This window comes from Kribbella kalugense (assembly GCF_004365875.1).
GTDB classification, from domain to species: Bacteria; Actinomycetota; Actinomycetes; order Propionibacteriales; family Kribbellaceae; genus Kribbella; species Kribbella kalugense.
Genome location: NZ_SODF01000001.1, coordinates 3,579,709 through 3,602,622, shown reverse-complemented (window position 1 = coordinate 3,602,622; position 22,914 = coordinate 3,579,709). Strand labels below are relative to the sequence as shown.

Annotated in this window: 23 protein-coding genes; 3 read left to right on the top strand and 20 right to left on the bottom strand. The window is 67.1% G+C overall.

Annotation, left to right across the window (positions count from 1 at the left end):
* Window positions 1-107: 107 nt before the first annotated feature.
* From EV650_RS16840 to sigK, 3 genes are read right to left on the bottom strand one after another with little or no spacing between them, the layout of a single operon-like run.
* Window positions 108-548 carry a PaaI family thioesterase gene (locus tag EV650_RS16840; RefSeq protein WP_134119687.1) on the bottom strand — a complete coding sequence of 147 codons (441 nt, stop codon included), beginning with the start codon at window positions 546-548 and terminating at the stop codon, window positions 108-110.
* 13 nt (window positions 549-561) lie between these two features.
* Window positions 562-1,281 (bottom strand): anti-sigma factor, encoded by a 720-nt coding sequence (locus tag EV650_RS16835; RefSeq protein WP_134119686.1) that lies wholly within the window; start codon window positions 1,279-1,281, stop codon window positions 562-564.
* A complete protein-coding gene (gene sigK, locus EV650_RS16830) occupies window positions 1,278-1,886 on the bottom strand; it encodes an ECF RNA polymerase sigma factor SigK (protein ID WP_238174232.1) in 609 nt (202 codons plus the stop codon). Before sigK ends, EV650_RS16835 begins: the two co-directional genes overlap by 4 nt.
* A gap of 183 nt (window positions 1,887-2,069) precedes the next feature.
* On the opposite strand from sigK, the gene aroQ reads away from it, so the two are divergent.
* Window positions 2,070-2,681 carry a gamma subclass chorismate mutase AroQ gene (gene aroQ, locus EV650_RS16825; protein WP_166678161.1) on the top strand — a complete coding sequence of 204 codons (612 nt, stop codon included), beginning with the start codon at window positions 2,070-2,072 and terminating at the stop codon, window positions 2,679-2,681.
* 1 nt (window position 2,682) lies between these two features.
* On the opposite strand, the gene EV650_RS16820 is transcribed toward aroQ, so the two are convergent.
* The 5 genes from EV650_RS16820 to EV650_RS16800 form a co-directional block, all read right to left on the bottom strand.
* On the bottom strand, window positions 2,683-3,672 hold the full coding sequence (locus EV650_RS16820; RefSeq protein ID WP_134119683.1) for a hydroxyacid dehydrogenase: 990 nt from the start codon (window positions 3,670-3,672) through the stop codon (window positions 2,683-2,685).
* A complete protein-coding gene (locus EV650_RS16815; protein WP_134119682.1) occupies window positions 3,669-4,877 on the bottom strand; it encodes an MFS transporter in 1,209 nt (402 codons plus the stop codon). Before EV650_RS16815 ends, EV650_RS16820 begins: the two co-directional genes overlap by 4 nt.
* Before the next feature lie 95 nt (window positions 4,878-4,972).
* Window positions 4,973-6,115, bottom strand: coding sequence for a PrsW family intramembrane metalloprotease (locus EV650_RS16810; RefSeq protein WP_134119681.1), 1,143 nt, complete (start codon window positions 6,113-6,115; stop codon window positions 4,973-4,975).
* Window positions 6,112-6,753, bottom strand: a complete 642-nt coding sequence (locus EV650_RS16805; protein ID WP_134119680.1) for a hypothetical protein — start codon at window positions 6,751-6,753, stop codon at window positions 6,112-6,114. Before EV650_RS16805 ends, EV650_RS16810 begins: the two co-directional genes overlap by 4 nt.
* Window positions 6,754-6,809: 56 nt before the next feature.
* On the bottom strand, window positions 6,810-8,600 hold the full coding sequence (locus tag EV650_RS16800) for a heparinase II/III domain-containing protein (protein WP_134119679.1): 1,791 nt from the start codon (window positions 8,598-8,600) through the stop codon (window positions 6,810-6,812).
* 134 nt (window positions 8,601-8,734) lie between these two features.
* Between EV650_RS16800 and EV650_RS40385 the strand changes: the two genes are divergently transcribed.
* Window positions 8,735-8,878, top strand: coding sequence for a GPGG-motif small membrane protein (locus EV650_RS40385; RefSeq protein WP_166678160.1), 144 nt, complete (start codon window positions 8,735-8,737; stop codon window positions 8,876-8,878).
* A gap of 47 nt (window positions 8,879-8,925) precedes the next feature.
* Here EV650_RS40385 and groL read toward each other — a convergent pair whose 3' ends face one another.
* The 9 genes from groL to EV650_RS16755 all read right to left on the bottom strand — a co-directional run bounded on the left by groL (window position 8,926) and on the right by EV650_RS16755 (window position 18,124).
* Window positions 8,926-10,617 carry a chaperonin GroEL gene (gene groL / locus EV650_RS16795; protein WP_134119678.1) on the bottom strand — a complete coding sequence of 564 codons (1,692 nt, stop codon included), beginning with the start codon at window positions 10,615-10,617 and terminating at the stop codon, window positions 8,926-8,928.
* Window positions 10,618-10,704: 87 nt separating this feature from the next.
* Window positions 10,705-11,730, bottom strand: coding sequence for an NAD(P)-dependent alcohol dehydrogenase (locus EV650_RS16790; protein WP_134119677.1), 1,026 nt, complete (start codon window positions 11,728-11,730; stop codon window positions 10,705-10,707).
* Window positions 11,727-12,443: an iron-sulfur cluster assembly protein gene (locus tag EV650_RS16785; RefSeq protein WP_134119676.1), complete on the bottom strand. Its 717-nt coding sequence runs from the start codon at window positions 12,441-12,443 to the stop codon at window positions 11,727-11,729. The genes EV650_RS16790 and EV650_RS16785 overlap by 4 nt, the downstream gene beginning before the upstream one ends.
* Window positions 12,443-13,486, bottom strand: a complete 1,044-nt coding sequence (locus tag EV650_RS16780) for an amidohydrolase family protein (RefSeq protein ID WP_134119675.1) — start codon at window positions 13,484-13,486, stop codon at window positions 12,443-12,445. Before EV650_RS16780 ends, EV650_RS16785 begins: the two co-directional genes overlap by 1 nt.
* A gap of 16 nt (window positions 13,487-13,502) precedes the next feature.
* The gene (gene mimD / locus EV650_RS16775; RefSeq protein WP_134119674.1) at window positions 13,503-13,877 is read right to left on the bottom strand and encodes a propane 2-monooxygenase effector subunit MimD; all 375 of its coding nucleotides are present in this window, start codon (window positions 13,875-13,877) and stop codon (window positions 13,503-13,505) included.
* Entirely contained in the window at window positions 13,874-15,061 is a 1,188-nt protein-coding gene (locus tag EV650_RS16770) for a ferritin family protein (RefSeq protein WP_134119673.1), read from the bottom strand. The genes mimD and EV650_RS16770 overlap by 4 nt, the downstream gene beginning before the upstream one ends.
* The gene (locus tag EV650_RS16765) at window positions 15,058-16,101 is read right to left on the bottom strand and encodes an FAD-binding oxidoreductase (protein WP_202874565.1); all 1,044 of its coding nucleotides are present in this window, start codon (window positions 16,099-16,101) and stop codon (window positions 15,058-15,060) included. The genes EV650_RS16770 and EV650_RS16765 overlap by 4 nt, the downstream gene beginning before the upstream one ends.
* A 23-nt stretch (window positions 16,102-16,124) precedes the next feature.
* On the bottom strand, window positions 16,125-17,777 hold the full coding sequence (locus EV650_RS16760; protein ID WP_134119671.1) for a ferritin family protein: 1,653 nt from the start codon (window positions 17,775-17,777) through the stop codon (window positions 16,125-16,127).
* 86 nt (window positions 17,778-17,863) lie between these two features.
* Window positions 17,864-18,124, bottom strand: coding sequence for a hypothetical protein (locus EV650_RS16755; RefSeq protein WP_134119670.1), 261 nt, complete (start codon window positions 18,122-18,124; stop codon window positions 17,864-17,866).
* A 127-nt stretch (window positions 18,125-18,251) separates the two neighbouring features.
* On the opposite strand from EV650_RS16755, the gene EV650_RS16750 reads away from it, so the two are divergent.
* Window positions 18,252-20,069, top strand: coding sequence for a sigma-54-dependent Fis family transcriptional regulator (locus EV650_RS16750; protein ID WP_202874564.1), 1,818 nt, complete (start codon window positions 18,252-18,254; stop codon window positions 20,067-20,069).
* On the opposite strand, the gene EV650_RS16745 is transcribed toward EV650_RS16750, so the two are convergent.
* Genes EV650_RS16745 through EV650_RS16735 form a run of 3 tightly spaced genes read right to left on the bottom strand, consistent with a single transcriptional unit; the run spans window position 20,066 to window position 22,910 of the window.
* Window positions 20,066-20,635, bottom strand: coding sequence for a GNAT family N-acetyltransferase (locus EV650_RS16745; protein WP_134119669.1), 570 nt, complete (start codon window positions 20,633-20,635; stop codon window positions 20,066-20,068). The two genes, EV650_RS16750 and EV650_RS16745, sit on opposite strands and share 4 nt — an antisense overlap.
* Before the next feature lie 15 nt (window positions 20,636-20,650).
* Complete coding sequence (locus tag EV650_RS16740) at window positions 20,651-21,514, bottom strand: helix-turn-helix domain-containing protein (protein WP_134119668.1); 864 nt, start codon at window positions 21,512-21,514, stop codon at window positions 20,651-20,653.
* A 37-nt stretch (window positions 21,515-21,551) separates the two neighbouring features.
* Window positions 21,552-22,910, bottom strand: a complete 1,359-nt coding sequence (locus tag EV650_RS16735) for a hypothetical protein (protein ID WP_134119667.1) — start codon at window positions 22,908-22,910, stop codon at window positions 21,552-21,554.
* Window positions 22,911-22,914: the final 4 nt, after the last annotated feature.

Below are 22,914 nucleotides of genomic sequence, written 5' to 3'. Positions count from 1 at the left end.
GCCCCAGGACCCATCGTTGTTGACCTGTCATTCGTGCAGAAGATTGCTTCACACCTGTACAGACCAGCGGCAAGGGGCGAACTCATCGCTGCGATGAGAACAAGTTTTCAGCGCTCGGGCCGGGCCTCGACCTGGATCAGGGTCTGCTGACCGACGGCGACCAGCGTCCGGCGGTCGCCCGCGACGGCGAAAACCTCGAGCCGGCAGATCGTCAGCGTCCGGCCGGGCTTGATCACCGTGCCGACCGCCTCGAGCCGCTCGCCCTCGGCCGGCGCGAGCAGATTGATCTTGAACTCGACCGTGAGTACCGACGTACCCTCAGGAAACAGTGTGAAGGCGGCGTACCCACCGGCGCTGTCCGCGATCGAACTGGTCGCGCCCGCATGGAAGTACCCGTGCTGCTGCGTGACCTCCGGCCGACTCGGCAGCACGATGTGCACCTCACCCGGCCCGATGTGCGAGATCCGCGCGCCGAGATGCTCCATCAACCCTTGCCGCTCAAAGCTCTCCCGCACCCGAGCCCGCACGTCCGCAGCCGCCTCCTCCATGCGCGGGAGGCTACTAGGTCAACGGGACCAGGGCGGCGGGTGGGAGGGTTGGGGTGGGGGAGCCGCCGGTGGGTTCGATGGTGAGGCCGAAGGTTGCCATTCCGGTGGTGGAGCCGTTGATCACCCGGGTGAGGTCGCCGTCGGTCAGGCCGAGCGAGGTCGCCTTGTTCGCCGGGTCCATCATCCACAGCTGCCAGGTGTGGTCCGCGGGCAGTTTCGGCAGGTCTCGTAGTACGACGACCGACTTGTCGGCCTTCGTGGACAGGACGACCGTGGCCTGGCCGCCGCCTTCGACCGTGCCGTGAACGGTGCGTGCGTCGGGCTGGGCCAGTACGGCGGCCATTTGCTGGTTGGCGTGCTCTGCGGCCGTTCGGTCCCGGTACTGGTCGACCGCGACGCCACCGGCTGCCGCCACGGCAAGAGCAGCCGCGGCCAGGGTCAGCACCGAGCGTCGAGTGAAGCGCCGTACCCTCGGACCCGGTTCGACGACGGGGACCTGCGGGGGCAGTTGCCGTACGTCGTTGATGGCGGCCATCACGTTTGCCTTGAGGGCGGGCGGCGGTGGGGTGGAGACCTGGGTGGCGAGCTTGACCGCGGCGGTGCGCAGTTCGGCGACCTCGGTGGAGCAGAAGGTGCACTCGGTGAGGTGCGCTTCGAAGCGGACGCGTTCGTCCTCGGGCAGGGCGTCGAGGACATACGGGCCGGTGAGCGTGTGCACGTCGGGTTCCGTCATGACTGCCCCTTCGTGGTTCCCAGGCAGTCGCGGAGCCGGATCAGTCCGTCGCGCATTCTCGCCTTGATGGTCGGAAGCTTGGCCCCGAGCCGCTGCGCGACCTCGGGGTAGGTGTAGCCGTTGTAGTACGCGAGCTCGATCGACTCGCGCTGGAGCTCGGTCAGTGTGCCGAGACAGCGTCGTACCTGCTCGGCCTCGAGGCGGGTGCTGACCGTGTCGGCGACCTGATCGAAGTCGACCTCGACGGACCGGGTGCCGACCAGCTCGGTCCGGTCCGCCGACGACTGCTCGGAGCGGACCCGGTCGACCGCCCGGCGGTGCGCGATGGTGAGGATCCATGAGTGCGCCGAGCCGCGGTCGGCGTCGTACCGCGTCGCGGTCCGCCAGACGTCGATCATCACCTCCTGCGTCACCTCCTCCGACTGAGCGGGGTTGCGCAGGATCCGGCGTACCAGACCGAAGACCCAGGGGCTGACCCGGTCGTACAGCGCGCTGAACGCGGCCGTGTCGCCGCCGGCGGTCAGCGCCAGCAAGTCGCCGTCGGTGATCGCACCGGATCGACCAGGCGATCCGGCGGGCCAAGGAAGTGCGGTGGGTTCAGTCACGGTCAGTTCGCGAGTCGATTTGGTACACGGTAGTTCACCTTCAGACAGTCGCCGGTCGCTGACATGGGTACTTCGGGGCCGCGCGGACGCCGGATGGGTCATTTTCACCGTGGCCGAAGTGACCGTGAGACCGCGTACAGTCACCTGCCGTTCAGGACAGTCGGGTGGAGAGGGTGGAACAGCGTGCTTCGGAAGCTGATCACTGGAGTTGTGGCGACGGTCGGCGTGTCGGCGTTCCTGGCGCCTACTGCCAGCGCGACGTCGACCGGCGGGTTCGTGCACAGCGGGGTTGTGCACGAGGCTGCCGGGAGTCGGGTGCCGACGTTCGACGGGCTGACCGAGTTGATGATCCAGCGGATCGTGATCGGTGACGACGTGGCCGCGTCGAAGTACTTCAGCGGCAAGCCGGTCGACGACCCGGTCCGCGAGCAGCAGATCCTGGACTCGGTCCGTCAGTCCGCGGTACAGCTGGGCATCGACCCGGATTCGACCGCGGACTTCTTCCAGGCGCAGATCGACGCGAGCAAGGTCGTCCAGCGCGGACTGCTCGCGTACTGGGCCGCCCACCCGGACAAGGCGCCCACCTCGGGCCCCGACCTCAACGTCATCCGCGAGAAGCTCGACGCCCTCACCACCCAACTCCTGACCGAGCTGGTCCACGTCGACCACCTCCGCCAAACCGGCCTCCGCTGCACCATTTCGCTCGCCGTCTCCACCACGACCGGCGACATCCGCCACCACCTGGACCGCCTCCACCGCGAGGCCGTCCAGACGGCCTCAACCACCGTCTGCTGAGCTACCCCATGCGGGCGAGCGCGGCCTGGGTGAGCTCGTACTCGAGCGGCTCGCCGGCCGCGAAGCGTTCGATCTCGGTGGCGGTGATGTCGCCCATCTCGAGGTAACACTCGACGGTCGCCGCGGCTTGGTGCGGGGTCAGCAGTACGTTCGGGAGGCCGCGGTACGGGCTGTCGGCCGGGAGCGGCTCCTCGTCGAAGACATCCAACGCCGCGTCGAGTCGGCCCGACTGGAGCTCTGCGAGGAGCGCGGTGGAGTCGATCAGCCAGGAGCGGGCGGTGTTGACGAGGGATGAGCCGTCGGGCATGAGCGCGAGTTCGCGGGCGCCGATCATCTGGTGGGTTTCGGGCAGCGTCGGTGCGTGCAGGGCGACGACCCGGCTGGTGCGGAGGAGTTCGTCCAGGTCAACCCGCCGTACGCCGAGTTGGGCAGCGCGATCGTCGGTCAGATAAGGGTCGTACACGACCACCGAGGCACCGAGCGCGACCACCATCCGGATGTACTCGACACCGGTCCGCGACGCCCCGACCACCCCGATCCGCGACGACGGGAGACTGTGCTGCGGAGGTGCATCATCCCGCCATGCGCCGGCGTGCATCTGGCGGTCGAAGCGCTGGATCCGGTGCAGCAGACTCAACGTGAACGCGAGCGACACCTCGGCCACCGGCTGCGCCATCGCCTGCCCGGCCTGAGTGATCCGCAGCCCACGCCGGAACACCTCGTCGGTGACGAAATGCTTCACCGACGAAGCACTGTGCGCGATCAGCCGCAGCCGATCCGCGTGGTCCAGCACCTCCGAGGTCAACGGCGCAGCACCCCACGACGTGATCAGTACGTCGGCCCCGGGCAACGCCGCCTTCAGCGCCTCGGCATCCCCAGGATCATCCAGTACGACGACCTGCCCGAGCGCCCCCAGCCGCTCCACGCTCGAAGCCGCGAACACCATCTCCCGGAACGAAGGCGTCGCCGCCAGCACGATCCGGAGCGTCATGCGACCACGGCCGGCTTCGACCGGGACACGATCCAGTGCAGTACGACGGTGATCACCAAGATGCCCGCCGACACCCCAAGCAGCCCGTTGGGCGACGACCCCGCGGTCAGAGCCACACCACCCAGACCACTCCCGAGGGCCGAGCCGAGCGAGATCGCGCTGCCGTTGAGAGCCATCACGATCGCCGCCGAGTCCGGTGCCATCGAGGCGAGCCGCGCCTGTTGTGGAACGGCTCCGCCACCATTGCCGACGCCTGCGGAGAAGAACCAGATCAGACCCCAGACGGCTGCCACCGCGGCCGGGGCGAACATCAGTGCGACCAGACCGAAGACCGCGTTCAGCAACAGCCCGATGAGTACGACGGTCAGCACCCGGATCGCGCTGAACTTGTCCACCAGCCGCCCGGTGACCGCGTTGCCGGCCATGCTCGCGACGCCGTACCCGAACATGATCACGATGATCGCCCACTTGGCGTGGAAGTGCGGTCCGAGGATCAGGGTCGCGTAGGTGAAGCAGGCGTAGCTGCTGCAGAGGATGCCGGTCGTCACGAGCAGACCGGCGAGCAGGCGCGGCTGACCGAGTGGGCGCAGCCGTTCGACGAGTGATCCGCCGGGGAGATGCAGCTGGGGGAGCCTGAGCAGGATGCCCACCAGGGCGATCGTGCCAACCACGGCGACCATGATCATCGGGAACCGCCAGCTCGACTGACCGATCACCAGCCCGACCGGTACGCCGAGAGCGGTAGCGGTCATCCATCCGCCGAGGACGAACGACAACGCCTTGCCGTGGTGCGCGATCGGGGTCAGCGCGAGCGCGTACGCGATGACGGCCGCGTTCAGCAGGCTGCCGCCGAGCGCTGCGATGACCCGGCCGCCGAGTGCCATCGGATAGTTCTGCGCGAGCCCGACGATCAGGTTGCCGAGGACGAACACGCCCAGCGCGAGGCCGATCGTCGTACGGCGTTCCCAGCGTGACGTCAGCGTCCCGAGCACGGGACCGGCGAGCGCCGCGGTGAACGCGAACACAGACATCAACTGGCCGGCGGCGGCAGCGGTGACGTGCAGGTCGCCGGCGATCTGCGGCAGCAGGCCGGCCAGCACGTAGCCGTCGATCCCCATCGAGAACGTCGCGACCGCCAGCCAGATCAACGGGCGGTACGAGAACTCCTGCCCCTCCACCGCCCCAGCGGCCCGCGTCTGTGTCATCTGTTCATCTCACCCTGCGCGGGCAGGTCACGGCAAGAGAAATCTGATCAAACCTGCAAAAAAGACAGCAGCTCTGATCACCGACGGTCAGGAACTCACCTCACGCGGAGGAGTTCCGCACGGGCGTGGGCGACGCCGGGGGAGTCCGCACCGCCGGCCCGGGCGATCTCCTCGGCGAGGTCACCAGCCGCCTCGAGGAGATGGCGGGCCTTGGATCGGCTGTGCAGGTGCTTGCGGTACTTCTTCCGGTCCTTCCGCAGACCACTGACCGCGTCGAGCAGCGCTGGGTCGATGACGCCAGCTGTGACTTCCGGGCCGAGCAGCTCTCGCATCCAGAATCGCTCCTGCCGTGCGGCGTGCCGGAGGACGTAGAAGAGCGCCACCAGCTCGATGACGGCGATCGCGAACGGCAGCACCGCGATCAGCCAGCTGCCGCCGGCGAGGCCGCCCATGTCGTCCCAGGCGAAGTGGAAGAACATCGCCATCAGCATGGTCAGCACGCCGCGGAGGACCTTCCGCTCACCGCTTCGGCCGAGGACCCACATCAGGCCGGCGCAGAAGATCGCGCTGAACAGCGCGTGCGAGACGATCCCGGCCGCGCCGCGGGTGACGAACACGCGCAGCGAGGAGCCCAGCTGGTCCACGCCGTACAGCTGCGTCGCGCCGTTGTAGACGTAGAGCAGGTCCTCGAACACCTGGAAGCCCAGACCGATGAACGCGCCGATGATGAAGCCGTCGTACGCGCTGCGCACCAGTCGTGGAGCCAGGCCGATCAGTAGCACGAGTCCGAGCGCCTTGCCCCATTCCTCGTTGATCGGCGCGGTCAGGCCGGCGCCCCAGTCGGCGGCGAACGACGTACCGCCGATCTTGGCCCAGATCGAGAGCAGCGCGGTGTTCGCTGGCAGCGCGATCCAGAAGGTGGCGGCCACGCCGCCCCAGATGAATCCGGTCGCGAGCAGCCCGGCCGGTTGCTTGGTGAACCGGTTGTGATGACGCAGAAGCAGCAGCCACGGCACGAGGTACAGCGCGAACAGTACGACGCCACCCGCGAGCGCCGGCGTGTAGAACGAGGCGGCTTGGCCGAAGTACCGCAGCATCGTCAACGCGCCGCCGCCGACGCCGAGCAGGTAGACCCAGAAGGCGACGTTGTGCGGCTGAAGGAACCGGTACGGCCAACCCCAGCCGGACTCCACGATCGCCTGCCGCTGCGCGAGCTTCTCCTCCGGTACGACGGTCATCGCGTCGCCCCCGGTGTGATGCTCCGGAGCAAGGCGGCGACCTCGTCCTGATATCGCTCGAACTGTCCCGCCGCAGTACGCACCCGGACCAGCAGGGCAGGCGCCGCGTCGACCGATTCCGTCGTACCCACGGCCATCTTGAACGCGACGTCGATCGCGTCGCCGCTCGGCCCGGTGCTGCTCTCGACCACGCCGACCAGCCCCGAGTCGGTGGTCAATGAACCGCGGGACCCGCTGACGTTCGCCGTGTCACCCTCAGATCGCAGCACCTGATCGAGAAACGCGTCCGCGCTCCCGTCGTACGTCGTCCCGTCGATCTCGATCGTCGCGCCGCCGGAGGCCAGCAGGATCTGCAGGCTCGTCGGGGCCGCGCCCGCCCCGCCGGTCAACGTCCCGTGCTCCAGCTGCCAGCCCACCGGCGGCACGGCGGTCGCTCCGTCACCGAGGTCCAGCACCTGCCCGGCCCGGATCTCGTTGTGCCATGGGATCGCCGCGTTCAGCCCCTGGAATCCGTAGATCAGCAGCAACGCCACGGCGAGCGCAGTGAACCCTGCCGCGAACGTCCGCCGATCGAGCCCCAGCCACCGATGCTCAACCGGCACCCAGCCTTCCGGAGCCTGCCCCGTATCTGCAGCCATCGCCCGCTCCCATCGCCCGGTCGTTACGAAATGTAACTGACCGCTGGCACCAAGGGCTACGGGGCAATCGACGGGGCGAAGGTCATGGTTGTGGTGCCGGTTGGGGTCGGTGTTTGGGCGGACAGGACCAGGCGGGTGAGGTGGTTGCCCCAGATGGCGAGCAGGCGGGGGTCGCTGAGGGGGAGCGGTTCCACCGTGAGCTCTAGACCGTCGTACGAAATCGTCAGCCCATCGACTTCGACCGTGCCATTCCCGGCGGTGACTGGACCGTTGATGATCAGGTGCCAGACCAGGGATTGCGGGGTGTCCTGCAGCTCCCACGAGTCGGTGACCTCAAGGAGCTCAGAGGTTCGGTTCAGGATCAGGCCGCGGCGCCAAGAACGGATGTCGGCCGGATAGGCAGCCGCCAGGTCGACCTGGCAACTGGCCTGCGCGTCGCCGAGCTCGGCGGACATGTCGGTCGCGTGGTACTCGCGGCCCGCCAGTTGCGACTGCCCGTTGATCTTCGGCAGATTGTGGTAGTCGCTCTGCATCGTGAAGATCTGGTAGCGGTCGGCCGAGAACGTCTGCTTGGTGTAGGTGCCGACACCCAGATCGACAACCCGCGGTACGCCGTCGACGGCGACGATGAACGAACCGACGTCGTTGTGGTTGTGCGACTCGGCGTTGTGCCCGCCCTTGAGCGCGACCAGCAAACGGTCCGATCGCGCCACGAGTACTTCGGTGTCCGGCAGCCAAGTGTCTTGGACCTGGACAGGCTCCTCGTCGGCCCGCAAGCCCTGCTCTAGCAGCATTCCGACCATCCGGAACATCGACGGGATCCGGGGCACCAGCGGGTCGTCGCGCCGCCTGATCGCACGGGCGTGCTGACGTGCGGACGGCTCGTCGGTGTGCACGCCCAGCCGGTACAGCGGGTACGCGACCGACGGGTCGTCCAGCTGCGCCGGGCAGTCCGCGAAGTTGACGTACCACCGGCCATCGATGTGCATCGCCGGCAGGTACGACGTGATCGCCCGCAGCTTGGGATGACCGAACCCGTCTAGCTCTCCGGCGGAGGCGTCGTACAAGAGCGCAAGAGCATCCCCGACCGCGCCGCCGGCTCTGGTCCAGTACGACGCTCCTTCGTCGCAGCCGCCGTCGTCGGGATAGGAGTCGAGGAAGACGTCGAGTCCGTCGACCACGAGCGACACGATCTTCGCCCGTCGGGCCGGATCAGGTTCGAGCAGGAGCGCGCACGCGGTCACGTTGGAGTGGATCCACGGGTTCCAGTTGTTCGTGAACCCGGTCAGCCAGTGCCAGTCGCGGATCTCCAGGAACGGCGTCAGTACCCGGCGGTCGACCTCGGTCGCGATCCGGACTCGGGTGCTCGGATCAAGCGCCGGCCCGAGCAGAGCGTCGACCCAGGCGAGCAAACTGCCGGTCTCGGCGCAGAACAGGTCGAGGTCGCGATCGCCCGGCCGCGGCAGCGCCTCACTGCGCGCGTGTGCCGAGCTCGCGTGAGCCGGCACCGCCCAGTTCGCCTCGTCGCAGACCAGCCATACGCCGTCCACGACATCCGCGACCCAGCGCTGCTCGCCGGTCAGCAGAGCCGCGAGCGCGCCGATCACGATCCGCCGTCGACGCGCGAAGTACGGCGTCTCGTAGCTGTCGCGATCGCCGTCACGATGGAACCGCGCGTAGTCACTGGCCAACAGGACCGGCCACGGAGTCGCCAGCTGTTCCTCGGCATCCTCGAGGATCGCCGTACGGTCGCTCGCCGGTACGCCGTCCCAGGCCTCGGCCGTTGGCACGTCGAGAGATCGAGTCAGAAGAGCTTCGGGCAGCAGGTGGCGCAATGTCTGAGGCATCGACCTGATTGTTTCATACGACCGTTTCGCCTGCTCTGTAAAGGGTTTGCCTGCCGACGGCCCGGGCACCGGATCAGACGAACGGGGAAGACATCGTGCCGGGTGACTGCCCGGCCCACAGAGGAGAGGGAAGCATGGCATTCATCCTGTGGATCATCGCGGTGATCCTCGTCGTGTCCGGAATCGTTTCGTTGTTCCGCGGCCAGGTGATGTGGGGCGCGGCCCTGATCATCATCGGCCTGCTCGTCGGCCCCGGCGGCGTCAGCATCTTCACCTAAACGCGCTCGGGACTCTGGCGACAGCTCGCCAGAGTCCCGATCTGCAGTTAACCGACGGAGGGGCCCAGGCCCAGCGACTGCGGCGTGCTCGGGTCGGGGGACGGTTGGTGCAGTCCCTCGTCCAGCGCGCCGTACTCCGTCATCAAGGCCGCGCTGCCACCCCAGGGGGTCTGTTCCTCAGCGATCAGCGTGTTGGTCGTGAGCAGCAGCCCGGCGACCGAGGCGCCGTTCTGCAGCGCCGAGCGGGCGACCCGAAGCGGGTCGATGATGCCCATCACGAGCATGTTGCCGTACACGCCCTCAAGGGCGTCGAATCCCTCGTCGACCCCCATCTGCGAAGTACGTTCCAGCACCTCGGCGCCGGAGTACCCCGCGTTCGTCGCGATCAGGTACGCCGGCTCGCGGAGAGCGCGCCGGACGATCTCGACCCCGGTCGCGTAGTCACCCTTCACATCCAGCTCGTCGAGTGCCGGCGCGGCATGGAGTAGCGCCATCCCTCCGCCGGCGACGATGCCTTCGGCCATCGCGGCCCGGGTCGCCGACAAGGCGTCCTCGACCCGGTGCTGGAGCTCCTTCAGCTCGGCCGGCGTCGGTGCGCCGACCCGGATGACCGCGACCTTGCCGGACAGCGAACCGATCCGCTCGGTGAGCACGTCCTCATCCACACCGAAGGTCGCGCGCTCCAGCTCCGCGCGCAACTGCGCGATCCGGAACGCCACCTGCTGCTCGCGCCCGCCCGACGCGACGATCGCGGTACGGTCGGCGTTCACGCGGACCTGGTCCGCGCGGCCCAGCTGGTCCACGGTCATCGTCTCGAGGCTGAACCCCGAGTGCCGGCTGTAGACAGCGCCACCGGTGATCGCCGCGATGTCCTCCAGCTTGTGCAACCGCCGGTCACCGAACCCCGGTGCCCGCACGGCCACGCACTGGAACAACCCGTTGACGTGGTTGTGCACCAGCATGCTGAGCGCCGTACCTTCGAGGTTCTCGGCGATGATCACCAGCGGCCGCGGCTCGCGCATGATCTTGTCCAGCAGCGGCATGATCTCCTGAACCTTGGTGATCTTCTCGCTGCACAAGAGGATGTACGGGTCGTCGAGGTTGGCCTGCAGGCTGCCCGGATCCGTCACCATGTACGGCGACAGGTAGCCGTTGTCGAACTCGAATCCCTCGACGAAGTCGACGCCCATGCCGTGGATGGCGGACTCCTCGACCGTGACGATCCCGCCGTCGCCGATCGTGAACAGCGCCTTCGCGATCGCGGCGCCGACCAGGTCGTCGTCGTTGGCCGAGATCGCCGCCACCCGGGCGAAGTCCTCCTCGGTGGCGACCGGATGGGCGACCTCACGCAGCCGCGCCACCAGCTTGCCGACGGCCAGGTCGATTCCCCGTTTCACCAGGACGGGGTTCCCACCGGTGCCGATCGCGGCCATCCCCTCGCGGATGATCGCCTGGGCGATCACGGTCGCGGTGGTGGTGCCGTCGCCGACGATGTCGTTGGTCTTGATCGCGGCTTCCTTGACCAGTTGCGCGCCCATGTTCTCGAACTGGTCCTTGAGGAAGATCTCGCGGGCGATCGTGACGCCGTCGTTGGTGACCACCGGCGATCCGGTGATCTTCTCCAGAATGACGTTGCGCCCCTTCGGGCCCAGCGTCGACTTCACCGCGTCCGCCAACTGGTCCACACCCGCCAGCAACAGGTCGCGGGCAGTTTTTCCGAATCGCAGTTCCTTGGCCATGTTGACCCTCCGGTCATGGTCTTGGGTGGATGAAAAGGAAGGAAAGAAGAAAGGAAAGGCGAGGAGGAAGGGACCGGAATGGTCGTGTTACGGAACGAGAATTGCGCGGCCGCGGACCCGGCCGGCGTCGAGATCGGCGACCGCGTCGGCGGCCGCGTCGAGTGGATAGGTCCGGGTGTGCAACGTGACCTTGCTGGCCTCGGCCAGCGCCATCAGCTCGGCCAGCTCGTTGAACGTGCCGACGATGTTCCCGATGATGTTCCGCTCGGTCGAGATGATGTCCAGGGTCGGGATCTGGACCTGGCCGCCGTACCCGATGACGAAGTACGAACCGCCCGGCGCCGTCATCGCGAACCCGTCCTGCTCGGCGCCCTGCTCGGCGACGAAGTCCAGTACGACGTGCGCGCCGATACCGCCGGTGAGCTCGAGCACGGTCTCAACCTGCTTGCCGTCAGCAACTACTGTGACGTCCGCGCCGAGCTGTTCGGCCAGCTTCAGTGCCTCGGGGTTGCGGTCGACGACGATGATCCTGGTCGCGGTCAGGGCGGACAGGCACTGGACCCCGATGTGGCCGAGACCGCCTGCGCCGATCACCACGGCCGTCGTACCGGGTGGCAGCAGCGGGATCGCCTTGCGGACCGCGTGGTACGCCGTGATGCCGGCGTCGGCCAGCGCCGCCACGTCCTGCGGCCGGGTGCTCGGGTCCAGCTTCACGCAGGCGCGTGCGGAGGTGAGGAGGTACTCCGCCATCCCCCCATCGCTGTCGAGCCCCGGGAACGAGCTGTTGGAGCAATGCATGTCGTCGCCGGCCCGGCAGGCCTGGCAGAGCCCGCAGGTCGGTGTCGGGTGCAGGATGACCGTGTCGCCGACCTGGACATTCGTCACGGCGGAGCCGATCTCGTGCACCCAGCCGGCGTTCTCGTGGCCGATCGTGTACGGCAGCGTCGGATGCATCGCCGCGTCCCACTGGCCCTCGATGATGTGCAGGTCGGTGCGGCACACGCCGGCGCCGCCGATCTTGATGACCACGTCCAGCGGTCCCTTGACGACCGGTTCCGGTACGTCCTCGACGACTGGCTGCTGGTGGTACCCGTGCAGTCGAACGGCCTTCATCGCTGCTCCTCCTCGCCTGCACCGGTCTCGGCGTACCGGTGCCTCAGCATTCCCCTGCAGATACCGGTGTTGGCCTCGATCCCGGTCCGGGTGAGGCGAGCCATCCCCAGGTACTTCGGTGCTCCGGGCCCGGAGATCGCCGTACCGTCGCCTGGGTCGACGAGCAGCGGCGCGGCGGCGTCCGTCGGCAGGCCGAGTTCCGACCGGCGACGCAGCAGCCGGTCGAGTTCGGCCGACGGCGGTACGTCGCCAAGGGTCAGGCCGGCCAGGTCGGCCGGACTGGTGCCGGAAGCAAGTAATGGCCGGCACACCTGATCGGTGCCGGCCAGCATCGCCTTGGTCACGAAGGTCCGCCGCAGTTCGTCCAGCTCGTCGGCGGCCTCACCGTCGAACGAGGCGACGAACCCCGCCCGGGCCGCGACCCCGGCATTGATCTGGGCGCCCGCGAAGTGATCGTCGAGGACGACGTCCACGTTTCGTACTTCGGGCAGCGCGGCGATCACGTCGTACGCGTCGGCGACCATCAGGAAGGCGAAGTTGGCCGCACAGAAGTACGTCGGCAACCGGAGCCGGACGGCCACGTCGCCCGCCGCCGACACATGGCACGACGCCACGAACCCGAGCGTGGTGATCGGTTCGTCCAGCTCGGGATCGCGGACGTGGTCCAGGGCCGCAAGGACCCTGGACCGCCGTTCGGTAGCGACTGCTGTCATTACTGGGTGACCAGCTTCGCGTCGTCCTGCGCGGCCGGCTCGGCCTCCTTGAGTTGGAGCTCGTCCGGCACCTTGATGTCGTACAGCTTGGCTGCGTTCAGCCCGAGGATCTTCTTCTTGCCCTCGACCCCGAGCCGCGGGAAGTCCGCGAACTCCGGCTGGTCCGGGAACTCCCAGTCCACGAAGCCCTCGATCTGCCACTTCGGTTCCCAGATGCCGTAGTCGCTGCCGAACGTCATCTTGTCCTCGCCGACCCAGAACAGCAGCTCGCCCATCACCTTGGCGAAGAACTGCGGCCGGGCGTGCATCAGACCGCCGATGACGACCGACAGACCGGCGTACACGTTGGGCTCCTGCGTAGCCATGAAGCAGAAGTCCTCGATCCGCGGCAGGCCGACGTGCTCGACGATGAAGTTGAGCTCAGGGAAGTCCGTCGCGGCGTGGTCGACATCGGAGACGTCGAACGCGTCCTTGTCCAGCGGCCAGATCGTTGGGCCCTTGTGGACGTGGATGTTCTTGATCCCGAGCTCCTGCGCCTTCGCCAGGAACGTGTACGCGGCCGGGTCGGTGAGCTTGTACCCACGGGAACCGGCGTTCCACTCGGCCGTGTAGAGCTTGACGCCCTTCGAGCCGTACCGGTCGACGTTGGCCGCCAGCTCTTCCAGCCCGGCGTCACCGTCCCGCGGGTCGAACCGGGTGTTCATCACGAACATCCCCGGATGCTTCTCGCCGAGGTTGGCGTTCTGCTCGGTGGTGTTGAAACCCTCCGTGTACCACTCCTTCAGGTACGTCGGCTGGAAGATCGCGACGTCCACGTAGCCGTCCTCGAAGACGTCCTTCATCAGGTCGTCCTGGGTGTAGCTCATGAACTTCTCGATGGTCCAGTGGGTCTCCTTCGGGCCGAGGCTCTGGTACGCGTGGAAGCACTCGATCCAGCCCTTCGCGTACTGCTCCGCACCCTTCACCCAGTTGTCCGGGCCGGCCTTCCACATGTGCATGTGGCTGTCGACCACGAAGTACTTCTCACCGTTCTTCTCGTACACGAAAAGACCCCCTGTCTCAGCTGGATGCGGTCAGGTCGAAGCCGATGTACTCGGCGGCGTCCTCGGGGTTGGCGAACATGATGGTCCGGTCGTCGAGGTGGACCATCCGCCCGTAGTGGGTGGACATGTTCTCCTCGAACTCGGCCTGGTCGAAGAACCCGGGCTCCTCGCCGAGCGCCTCGGAGATGTCGTCGTAGACGAAGTCCATCCGGCCGACCGCGTCGACCCGGATCATCGACGGCAGGTGCGTCACGGTCACGTTCGGCACACCGGTCATCACCTCGGCGACGATCGCGCCGACCTGGTTGTTCATCAGCGTGACGCCGCACTTGTTGGACGCGGTGTTGTCCGACTTGAACGGGCTCTCGACGACTGCCCTGAGCGTGGTCACTGTGCCAACTCCTTCGGTACCTCGAGGCCCAGCGAGGTGACGATGCCGCTGAACCGGTTCTTGACGCGATCGAGACCGTCCTCGAACCGCGGTGGTTTGGCGTCCGGCTGCGACCAGAGCGGCTGCAGCTTCCGGGCCGCCTCGAGCGACTTCGTGGTCCAGTTCGCCATCCAGTCGGACAGGATCGCCTTGTTGTGGTCCGCGAACTCCTTGTCGTTCGTGAGCAGCTCGAACATCGCCGTGCTGTAGCGCAGGTCGCGCTCGGCGAAGTCGTACTCCGCCGCGCCGACGACCGTCGGGGTGACGAAGTCACCGTTGCGCGGGGCCGCCTGCTGGACCAGCTGGCTGCGGAACAGCTCTCCGACGAGCGGCTCGAAGACGATGTTCGCGGCGAAGATCGCCTCGCACCAGTCGTCGATCCCGGTCAGCTGCTCGGCGACGTCGCGGACGCCCTGCCAGGCCGGGTCGTTGTTCCAGGTGTCCAGGTGCGCACTGCCGTCGAACCCCTCGATCTCCTCGGACAGCGTGAGGTTGTAGAGCGCGAGGTCCTGGGCCGACCGGATCCGGTGCATGCTGTTCACCGAGATCGCGTTGTTGTGCATGTTCGTCGGCGCCCGCCGGTTGGCGTTCGCGTACAGGTACAGGCCGAGGCCGTGGTCGACGTGCATCCAGGCGCCGATGTGGTGCTCGACGAAGCGGACCCAGTTGGTGTTCCACTGCTCGAAGGCCTTCGACTGCTTGGCGGCCTCGACGTTCTGGGTGACCTGCCGGACGACGTTGGAGTTGTAGCGGTAGAGCGTGAGCTCCCACTCCTCGTTCGGGTCGCGGAACTCGTGCCAGCCGGTGGCCGGCCAGTCCTTCACGAACAGCCCGCCGGTGCCCGGTCCGCGCTCCGGGCTGGGCTTGTCCGAACCCCACGCCTTCAACGCGGTCCAGTCCAGCGGATACCCGCCGCGGCCGTCGCTGAACCCGTACAGCCAGCCCTGGCTGAGGTAGTGCCGCGGGTCCGGCTGTACGTCGACGGTGACGTCTTCGTAGTGGCTCTGCTTGCGCTTCTGCGGCTTGTAGTAGTTGTAGTGCCGGAGTGTCGAGTCCGGGAACACCTGGGCGCCGGCCTCGGCGTCGGTGAAGACCGGCTTGGGCACACTGCGTTCAGTCTTTGGTGAGTCCTGTGTGGTGGTCATCGGCTTCCTGCCTCCAGCACCTTCGAGTCACCGGCGTCGCCGGTCGTGGTGAACTTGTCGTAATAGATGTGTTTCGTCGCGACACCCAGCCGTTCGAGCAGCGGGAGTGCCGCCTCGACCATCGGTGGCGGACCGCACACGTACGCGTCGGCCCCGGACAGCTCGGGCTCGAGCCGGCTGACCACGTCGGTGATCAGCCCGTTCTCGCCGTCCCACTCGTCTTCGGAGAGAGCTGGTACGAAGCGGAACTGTGGCAACCGTTCCTCCAGCGTCTTCAGCTCCTCGGTGAAACACAGGTCCGCCTGGGTACGGGCGCCGTAGTAGAAGACCGCCGGCCGGTCGATGCCGCGGTCGGCCATCGACCGCAGCAACGACAGGATCGGCGCCAGTCCGGCGCCACCGCCGACGAAGATCAACCGGGCACCCGGGTTGTCCCGGAGGGTGAACACCCCGAACGGCCCGCTGATCTCCAGCCGGTGGCCGACCTGTAACTCGGTGTCGAGGAACTCCGAGAACAGGCCGCCCGAGTAGACCTTGATGACGAACTCCAGCTGCCCGCTCTCCCGGCTGGACGTGTTGGCCATCGAGAACGACCGGGTGGCTTCCCACCCGGGTACCTGGATGTCGACGTACTGGCCCGGGAAGAACTTCAGCTCGCCGGGATCGGAGAGCTTCAGCACCAGGTGCCGGAGGTCGTGCGTGACCTGATTGATCGCCACGACCTCCACCGTCCGCTCCTGGATCGGCAGCCCGGACCGGATCATCTCCTCGTCGTAGTTGAGCAGCTCGATGGTGAGGTCCTCGAAGGCGTGCGCCCGGCAGAGCAGCGTGTAGCCCTCGTCCAGCTCGTACTCCGGCAGCGCGAAGGTGGAGTAGCGGTCCAGGTCGATGTCCTCACCGTCGAGGACGAACGACTTGCAGGACGCGCACTGTCCCTCCTTGCAGCCGTGCATGAGCATCACGCCCTGCTCGGCCGCTGCCCGCAGGATCGTCTGGTCCTCGTCGACCTCGATCTCGATGCCGACGGGTTCGAACCTCACGACGTGCTTGCCACCCATGGGATTTAGGCGTCGGCAGGCGCGGGTCGTCCGGCCGGGCCACCCTTGACGTAGCGAGCCGCGAACGCGGTCCGCTCGGCATCCGACATCTCGTTCAGCAGCACGTTCGGGCTCGCCAGCGGCGGGCACTTACGCAGGTGATCGAGGGTCCACATCTTGTCCGGGTTCAGGTCGAGGTGCGGCTGCGCCACCATCGTCTTGCCGTCGTCGCGGACGAAGCCCATGTCCGAGACCACGTCGGCCCAGTTCCAGCCGTGGTACAGCGTCTCCCACTCGCGGTGACCGATCAGCTTGCCCATGTTCGGCGTCTGCCGGCCCTGGTACGTCGGCCGGAAAGCGGTCTCGTCGGTCCACTTGCACATCTCGTGGCAGTACGTGCGCCACTGACCGTCGACCTTGGCCATCACCATGTCCTCACGGACGAGGCACGGCACCATGCAGGTCCAGCAGCGGTGCGGGTACTCGTAGTCGACGTCCTCGAACACGATCGGCTTGTGCCCGTTCGGCATCGACAGCCGGTTGTAGTTCTCCCACCAGGCGCCGTACTTGTCGTACCAGCCCGGGTACTTGTACTCGAACCACTCGAAGTCCTTGTCCGTCATCGGGTCGATCCGCCAGTAGTTGGCGAGCCAGCCGGTGGCGAAGAACTGCGCGACCTCGTGCACGTAGCCCTTGTTCCAGATCTGGTTCCAGGACTCCTCGATCAGGTCGTGCGGGATCTCGAGGCCGTACTTCTCCAGCGGCACCAGGTAGCTGCGGTAGTAGTCGTCGTAGATCCAGCGGCGCCACATCTCCGCGTAGCTCTCGCGGTCCTTGCGGCGGTCCTTGGTGCCGTACTCGATGAAGGTGCCGATCGCGGCGTCGACGACGCGGTGGTTGTTCCACCAGGCGTACCGCAGATCGCGGGCGAGCAGCTGGTGGTTGTCCTCGTCGGCGAGCGCCATCAGCAGCGTCGCGTACCCGTTGCTGATGTGCCGGGACTCGTCGGACTGGACCGAGTGGAACACCGTCGGCAGCAGGTAGTCGCCGTTCGCGGCGGCCTCGGCCGGCATCGCGACGAACAGCGTGTTCGTGAACGCCGTCTCGGCCACGATGGTCAGGTAGATGCTGGCCGCGGTGATCGCGTCACCGGTGATGAACCCCTCGGCGAACTGGCGGCCGATGGTGCCGCAGTAGTCGCTCTGGAAGTTCCGCAGGCTGGAGTTGAAGCCTGCCGGGTCGATGTAGTTGTTCATGTACAAACGCTTGAGGTTCTGCTGGATCGTCGAGTGCCTGACCTCGTCGATCATCTGGATGGCCTGCCCGTTGTGCAGCTCGGGGTTCGGCACGGTCCGGAACAGCAGCGGCATCGCCCGCGCGGCCGAGATCTCCGGCAGCGGGATGATGCTCAGGAACAGCTTCTGCCATTCCAGCCAGCGTTCCTGAACCTGGCGGAACATGTTCCCGCGGATCGCGCCGTCCGACGCGCCGTACACCCGGTGGTCCTTCTCTTCCTGCATCGGGAAGTACGAGCGCAGGACCTGCTTCAGGGGGTCCTTCTTCTGCGCTTTCCGGAACGTGTAGTCCGTCCCGTACTGGGAGACCGGCTCGTGGTACGCCGGTTCCCATGACAACTCTTGGATCTTCTGGTGGGCCTTGGCCACACTCTGGCGACTCATGGCACTCCTCCCGCTCATGTAGCCGGCTGTGTTCCTGCAGTACATCGCCGCCCGGAGCGGGGTGAGGTCTCAAATTGAGAAGCGCTTCACGGCTCGCCGAAGAAGGCCTCGCGCAGCTCCGCGAGCTGGCTCTCCTTCTGCTGCGCGATCCGGTGATCACCCTGCGGATCGGGCCGAATACCCAAGCAGCGCAGGAGTTCGGCGGCCGGCTCACCGGGGTGTCCGGTGGCGCCGAGGACCGGATGCAGACCGGCGTCGGCGAGATGCTCGAAGACCAGATGGACCACGGTCCAGGGGTTGTACGTCTCGTGCTGAGGGTCGTCGTTCTGGGAGACATCGTTGTCCATCGGAACCTCCTGAGCGTTTGCTCGCATCAGAAGCCCGTTGGGGCCGGATGGTTGTCTCATTCTGAGACGCTGCTTGTGGCTGACTGCACTAGTCTCGGAGACATACCACCCGGCGTCAGGGGGCAGAGTGGACGAACTCGCACCTTCGATGGAGGACAACCGGCGAGCCGCTACGGCCCGGCTGAATTTCCTCACTCTCGATCCGGTCAGGCAGCAGGATGTCCGGCCGCCGATCCTCGCCTCCTGGGTGCGGTCGCGGCGCTGGAAACTTCCCGCCGACCGGATCACCTTGCCGTACGTCGCCGATCCCGACCTCGACCTGCCGCTGACCCGCAGCGCGCGGCCTGTCCTGCAGCAGCTGCACGAGAACCTCGACGGCCAGCCGATCAGCGTGATCCTCACCGACCGGACCGGCATGGTCCTGCAGCGGCTGACCGCCGACACCCAGCTGGCCCGTCACCTCGACAAGGTCTCGCTGGCACCGGGCTTCAGCTATGCCGAGGAGTTCGCCGGCACGAACGGGATCGGGACCGCGCTCGAGGGCGGCGGACCGATGCACGTGTTCGGTCACGAGCACTACGCCGAGGACCTGGAAGATCTCGCCTGTGCCGGCGTACCGATCAAGCACCCGGTGAACGGCAAGACGATCGGCGCCATCGATCTCACCTGCTGGCGCAAGGACGCGGGCTCGCTGCTGATGGCACTCGCGAAGACCACCGCGGAGAACATCCGGGTCGCGCTGCTCAAGGACAGCTCCGCCCGCGAGGTCGCACTGCTGCAGGCCTATCTGCAGAGTTCGCGCCGGCTGAGCGACATGGTGATCGCGGTCGACGACGACCTGCTGCTGATGAACGCGCGGGCCGGCCGGTCGCTCGACGCGGCGGACCAGCGTGCGGTGCTCGGGTATGCGGCCGAGATCCTGGCCCGCGGTACGACCGAGGCGATCGTGGCCGAGCTGCCCACCGGCGCCTGGGTTCGGATCATGTGCCGTCCGGTCGAGTCCGGTGGCGATGTCAGACACGGCGGCGCGGGGATCATCCAGGTCAGCCCGCACTCCGCCGGCCTGGACATCAGTCGGCCGGCCTCCGGTCATCGCCCGCCGCAGCGCCCGGTTCTGCCCGGCCTCGTCGGTCGCAGCGCGCCGTGGCTCGGCAGCAGTCGTGAGGTGGACAACGCGTGCCGCGCCGGCCAATGGGTCGTGCTGACCGGCGAGCGAGGTGTCGGCAAGGTCGCTCTGGCCCGCGCGGCACACCATCAGAACAATCCCGCGGGCCTGTTCCACGTCGTCGACGCGGCCCGGGTGGGTGACGGTCTCGCCGCCGAGTTGAAGGAGGAGCTGGGCGACGATTCGCTCCAGGCCCTGGTCATCCGGCATGTCGAGCGCCTCGACGCGGACGGTGTGGACGCCACCCTCGAGGCGCTGTACGACGTCCTTGAACGCCGACCGGCCGAGCCGCCGTGGATCGCGCTCACCTTCACCGGCGAGTACTCCGACACGACCGACCTCGGTGAGTTGTTGTCGTTGTTCCCGCTGACCATCGAGGTGCCACCATTAAGGCATCACATCGAGGACGTCCGCGAGCTGGTCCCGTACTTCCTCAACCAGCTGAGTCACGGCGAGCTGACCTGCGGGCCGGACACGATGCAGCAGCTGATGCGCTCGGCCTGGCCCGGCAACACCACCGAGTTGTGCCAGATGCTCAAGCAGGTCGTCGTACGGCGTCGTCGTACCGGCGTGATCAGTCCGGCCGACCTGCCGGCTCGCGCCCAGGTGATCAGCCGCCGGAGCCTGAGTCAGTTGGAGGCGCTCGAACGCGACGCGATCATCCGCAGCTTGATCGCGAACGAAGGTCACAAGGGTCGTGCGGCCAAGTCGCTGGGGATGTCTCGCGCCACGATCTATCGCAAGATCCACGACTACGGGATTCAGCCGCCGCAGGCCTAGGCCACGGTGCGGGTGACGACCCAGCGGTGCGGGGAGATCGGCCGGGTCCGGGTGAAGCCGTGCTTCTCGAAGGCGGCCATCGGACCCGTGTGCAGGAACGAGCCTGACACCTTCCGGTCGTCGGTCTCCTCCGGATAACCCTCGACGACACCGCCCCCTAGTCGAGAGATCTCCGCAATCGCTCCACCCAGAGCGGCGTCCGCGACACCGCGCCCGCGCAGACCCTTGCCGGTGAAGAAACAAGTGATCCGCCAGTCGGGCAGCGTTGTCAGACCCTTCTCGTACAGGCGACGGCTCTTGATCTCCGGCAGCTCGTCCGGCGAGCCGAACTGACACCAGCCCAGACACCGGTCGCCGTCGAACACGAGCGCCGCATGCGTCTCGCCGTCGCGGACCCGCTGCTCCTTCTCGGCCCGGTTCTGCGCCGCGGTCCGCCCCTTCCCGAGCTTCACATGAAAGCCCACACACCAGCACCCACCCCACACTCCGTTGTTCGCCTCAACCAGCTCAGCAAACGCCGCCCAGGTGCTCTCATCCAGCGCCCGCACAGCTAATGCACTATCCATGTCGAACAACCTCCGTCATTGAACGCTGTGGGTGACTGTGCCGCTGCGGCGGAATTCGCTGGGAGGCAGGCCGACGCGGTTGGTGAAGAGTCGGCTGAAGTACGCCGGGTCGTCGTAGCCGGTGCGGTGTGCGATAGCGGCGACGGTGAGGGTGGATCCGGTGAGTAGAGCCTTGGCCTGATTCAGTCGGACTGCGAGGAGGAACTCCTGCGGGTTCAGGCCGGACACGTTCCTGGTGGCGGCTCGGAGTTGGGCGACCGAGATGCCGAGCCGGGCGGCATGACCTGGTACGGACGTCGGCGTACAGGCGTCGTCGCGCAGGCGTTCGACCAGGTCGGCGTCGTCCGGGCCGGTGGTGGCTGCCGCTAGACCGGCGTCGATGAGCAGCTCGTGCAGAGCCGGGACGGCACGTACGTCGACCGCCGGGTGCGGCTGCCGGCACAGGTCGAGCACCCGGCCGAACGTCTGCTCGACGCGATGCCGATCTCCGGAACGGGCATCGAGCGGCAGCACCGGCGATTCGGGATCGAGGTTGCCGAGTGCGGCGTACGCCGCGGTGGCGGGACCGTCGAAGAGAATCCAGGACTGCGTCCAGCCCGACCCGGCAGGTCGATAGCCGTGCAGAACACCCGGGAACAGCCAGAGCACCGCCGGGGCCTGAACCTTGGTCAGCCGGCGACTCGGACCGTGCAGGAGCTCGCCGTGCCCGGCCCGGAGCAACACCGCGGCATGGCAACCAAGCGCACGCTCCGGGCTGGGTCTCGGCGGGTTCCGCTCCTCACCCGCGCCAAGGCAGAAAAGTCCAAGCCGCCGATGCGCCGGACCGGGCGTGAGATAGACCGACCACTCCTCAGAAGGGCGCGGGGCGCGGAGGCTCATGCGAACAAGAGTCCAACAAGCGCCTGACCGATGTCCACTACGTATAAACGAGTTGTGCTGTGGCCTCGCAGGGGCCGGATGGGACGATGCGGAACCAGTGGGCGCTGAAGCCGGTGGGGAAGACGAAGGCCTCGTAGCCGCCGGCTTCGACGGTGATGGTGCGGTAGCGGCGGAAGGCGCCGGTTCCCATGAAGTCGACCTCGAGATCGAACTGCACGTCGGTGTCCGCGTCGTGGCTGAGGTGCAGACACTTGTGCTCGAAGCCGGTCATCAAGTAGGGATCGGACGGTACTCCGGCCTCGACCGACGTCTCCCACCACGGGCCGCCCCAGCCCTGCGGTTTGCCCCATTGCCACAGGTCGTCGGTCTTGCCGAACCACAGGTTCGCCTGCGGTTGGCCGGCGACGGGATTGGCGTCGCCGATCGGTGTCGTCTGATCGCCGGCCATGACCAGGAGCCCGTTCCAGGAGCAGAAGTCGCCGACGATGCGCAGATGGGACGCGATCGGCCGGATTCCCCAGACGGCGTTGGCGTACGTGAGTGACGGCAGCTCGTAGAACATCCCGCTGGCGTCCATCAGCAGGCGCTCGGATTCCACCTCGCGAATCCGCGGCCACTCGGTGGTGAACGCGTGGTCCTGGGTGTGGGTCGACTTGGGCAGTCGGTAGACCTTCCATCCCGTGTCCGGGAGGTACACGTGGAACAACGCCGAGGCCCTGTCCTGACCAACGGCGTACAGACCGGGACCCATGCCGTTGGCGCTACCAATGGTGTTGAACTGCGTCCTGGCGAGAACGTTCCAGGTTGTGCCGTCCCATTCGGCCAGGCGTCCGTCGCTGTGGCCGGCCAGGAAGTCCTTGTCGTAGTACGAATTGTTCACCACGACCACGCGACCGTGGCGGGTGTACATGTCCTTGAAGTGCGGGTAGTCGTGGACATCGAGCTCGTCCAGAAGGTTGTAGAGCTGCGTGACCTCGAGTGTGTGTACGTCGACCTCGAAGAACTCACCCTCCATCCCGAGCATGTAGACCTTGCCGGCCTCGTCGGTGAGGTGCCGTGCGGTCGCGGTGAGACGGACATCGACCAACGCCTCGATCGTCTTGACGTTGCCGTCGACATCGATCACGTGCGGTCCGATGAAGAGCTGGTTGCTCTCCTTGTGGACCAGGCGGTTCGCGTACGTGCCGACGACGCTGGCGGGATGCTTCGTGATCTCCAGGTCGTCATCGATCGAGAACAACCCGGTACCACCTCCGGTACGCCGGGTGTGCGCGACGTACGTGATCATCCAGAGTCGATCGGCCCACGGCATCAACGCCCCGATCCCGGTCTCGCTACGAGGAATGTGATCCGCCTTGACCGCCAGCCGCGGTAAGACGCCGCTGATGTCCCTCATGTCG

Bases quoted from the DNA above. Each gene is read 5' to 3' on its own strand.
- EV650_RS16840 (WP_134119687.1), bottom strand. From the start codon at position 548: ATGGAGGAGGCGGCTGCGGACGTGCGGGCTCGGGTGCGGGAGAGCTTT.
- EV650_RS16835 (WP_134119686.1), bottom strand. From the start codon at position 1,281: ATGACGGAACCCGACGTGCACACGCTCACCGGCCCGTATGTCCTCGAC.
- EV650_RS16820 (WP_134119683.1), bottom strand. From the start codon at position 3,672: ATGACGCTCCGGATCGTGCTGGCGGCGACGCCTTCGTTCCGGGAGATG.
- EV650_RS16815 (WP_134119682.1), bottom strand. From the start codon at position 4,877: ATGACACAGACGCGGGCCGCTGGGGCGGTGGAGGGGCAGGAGTTCTCG.
- EV650_RS16810 (WP_134119681.1), bottom strand. From the start codon at position 6,115: ATGACCGTCGTACCGGAGGAGAAGCTCGCGCAGCGGCAGGCGATCGTG.
- EV650_RS16805 (WP_134119680.1), bottom strand. From the start codon at position 6,753: ATGGCTGCAGATACGGGGCAGGCTCCGGAAGGCTGGGTGCCGGTTGAG.
- EV650_RS16800 (WP_134119679.1), bottom strand. From the start codon at position 8,600: ATGCCTCAGACATTGCGCCACCTGCTGCCCGAAGCTCTTCTGACTCGA.
- EV650_RS40385 (WP_166678160.1), top strand. From the start codon at position 8,735: ATGGCATTCATCCTGTGGATCATCGCGGTGATCCTCGTCGTGTCCGGA.
- groL (WP_134119678.1), bottom strand. From the start codon at position 10,617: ATGGCCAAGGAACTGCGATTCGGAAAAACTGCCCGCGACCTGTTGCTG.
- EV650_RS16790 (WP_134119677.1), bottom strand. From the start codon at position 11,730: ATGAAGGCCGTTCGACTGCACGGGTACCACCAGCAGCCAGTCGTCGAG.
- EV650_RS16785 (WP_134119676.1), bottom strand. From the start codon at position 12,443: ATGACAGCAGTCGCTACCGAACGGCGGTCCAGGGTCCTTGCGGCCCTG.
- EV650_RS16770 (WP_134119673.1), bottom strand. From the start codon at position 15,061: ATGACCACCACACAGGACTCACCAAAGACTGAACGCAGTGTGCCCAAG.
- EV650_RS16760 (WP_134119671.1), bottom strand. From the start codon at position 17,777: ATGAGTCGCCAGAGTGTGGCCAAGGCCCACCAGAAGATCCAAGAGTTG.
- EV650_RS16755 (WP_134119670.1), bottom strand. From the start codon at position 18,124: ATGGACAACGATGTCTCCCAGAACGACGACCCTCAGCACGAGACGTAC.
- EV650_RS16745 (WP_134119669.1), bottom strand. From the start codon at position 20,635: ATGGATAGTGCATTAGCTGTGCGGGCGCTGGATGAGAGCACCTGGGCG.
- EV650_RS16740 (WP_134119668.1), bottom strand. From the start codon at position 21,514: ATGAGCCTCCGCGCCCCGCGCCCTTCTGAGGAGTGGTCGGTCTATCTC.
- EV650_RS16735 (WP_134119667.1), bottom strand. From the start codon at position 22,910: ATGAGGGACATCAGCGGCGTCTTACCGCGGCTGGCGGTCAAGGCGGAT.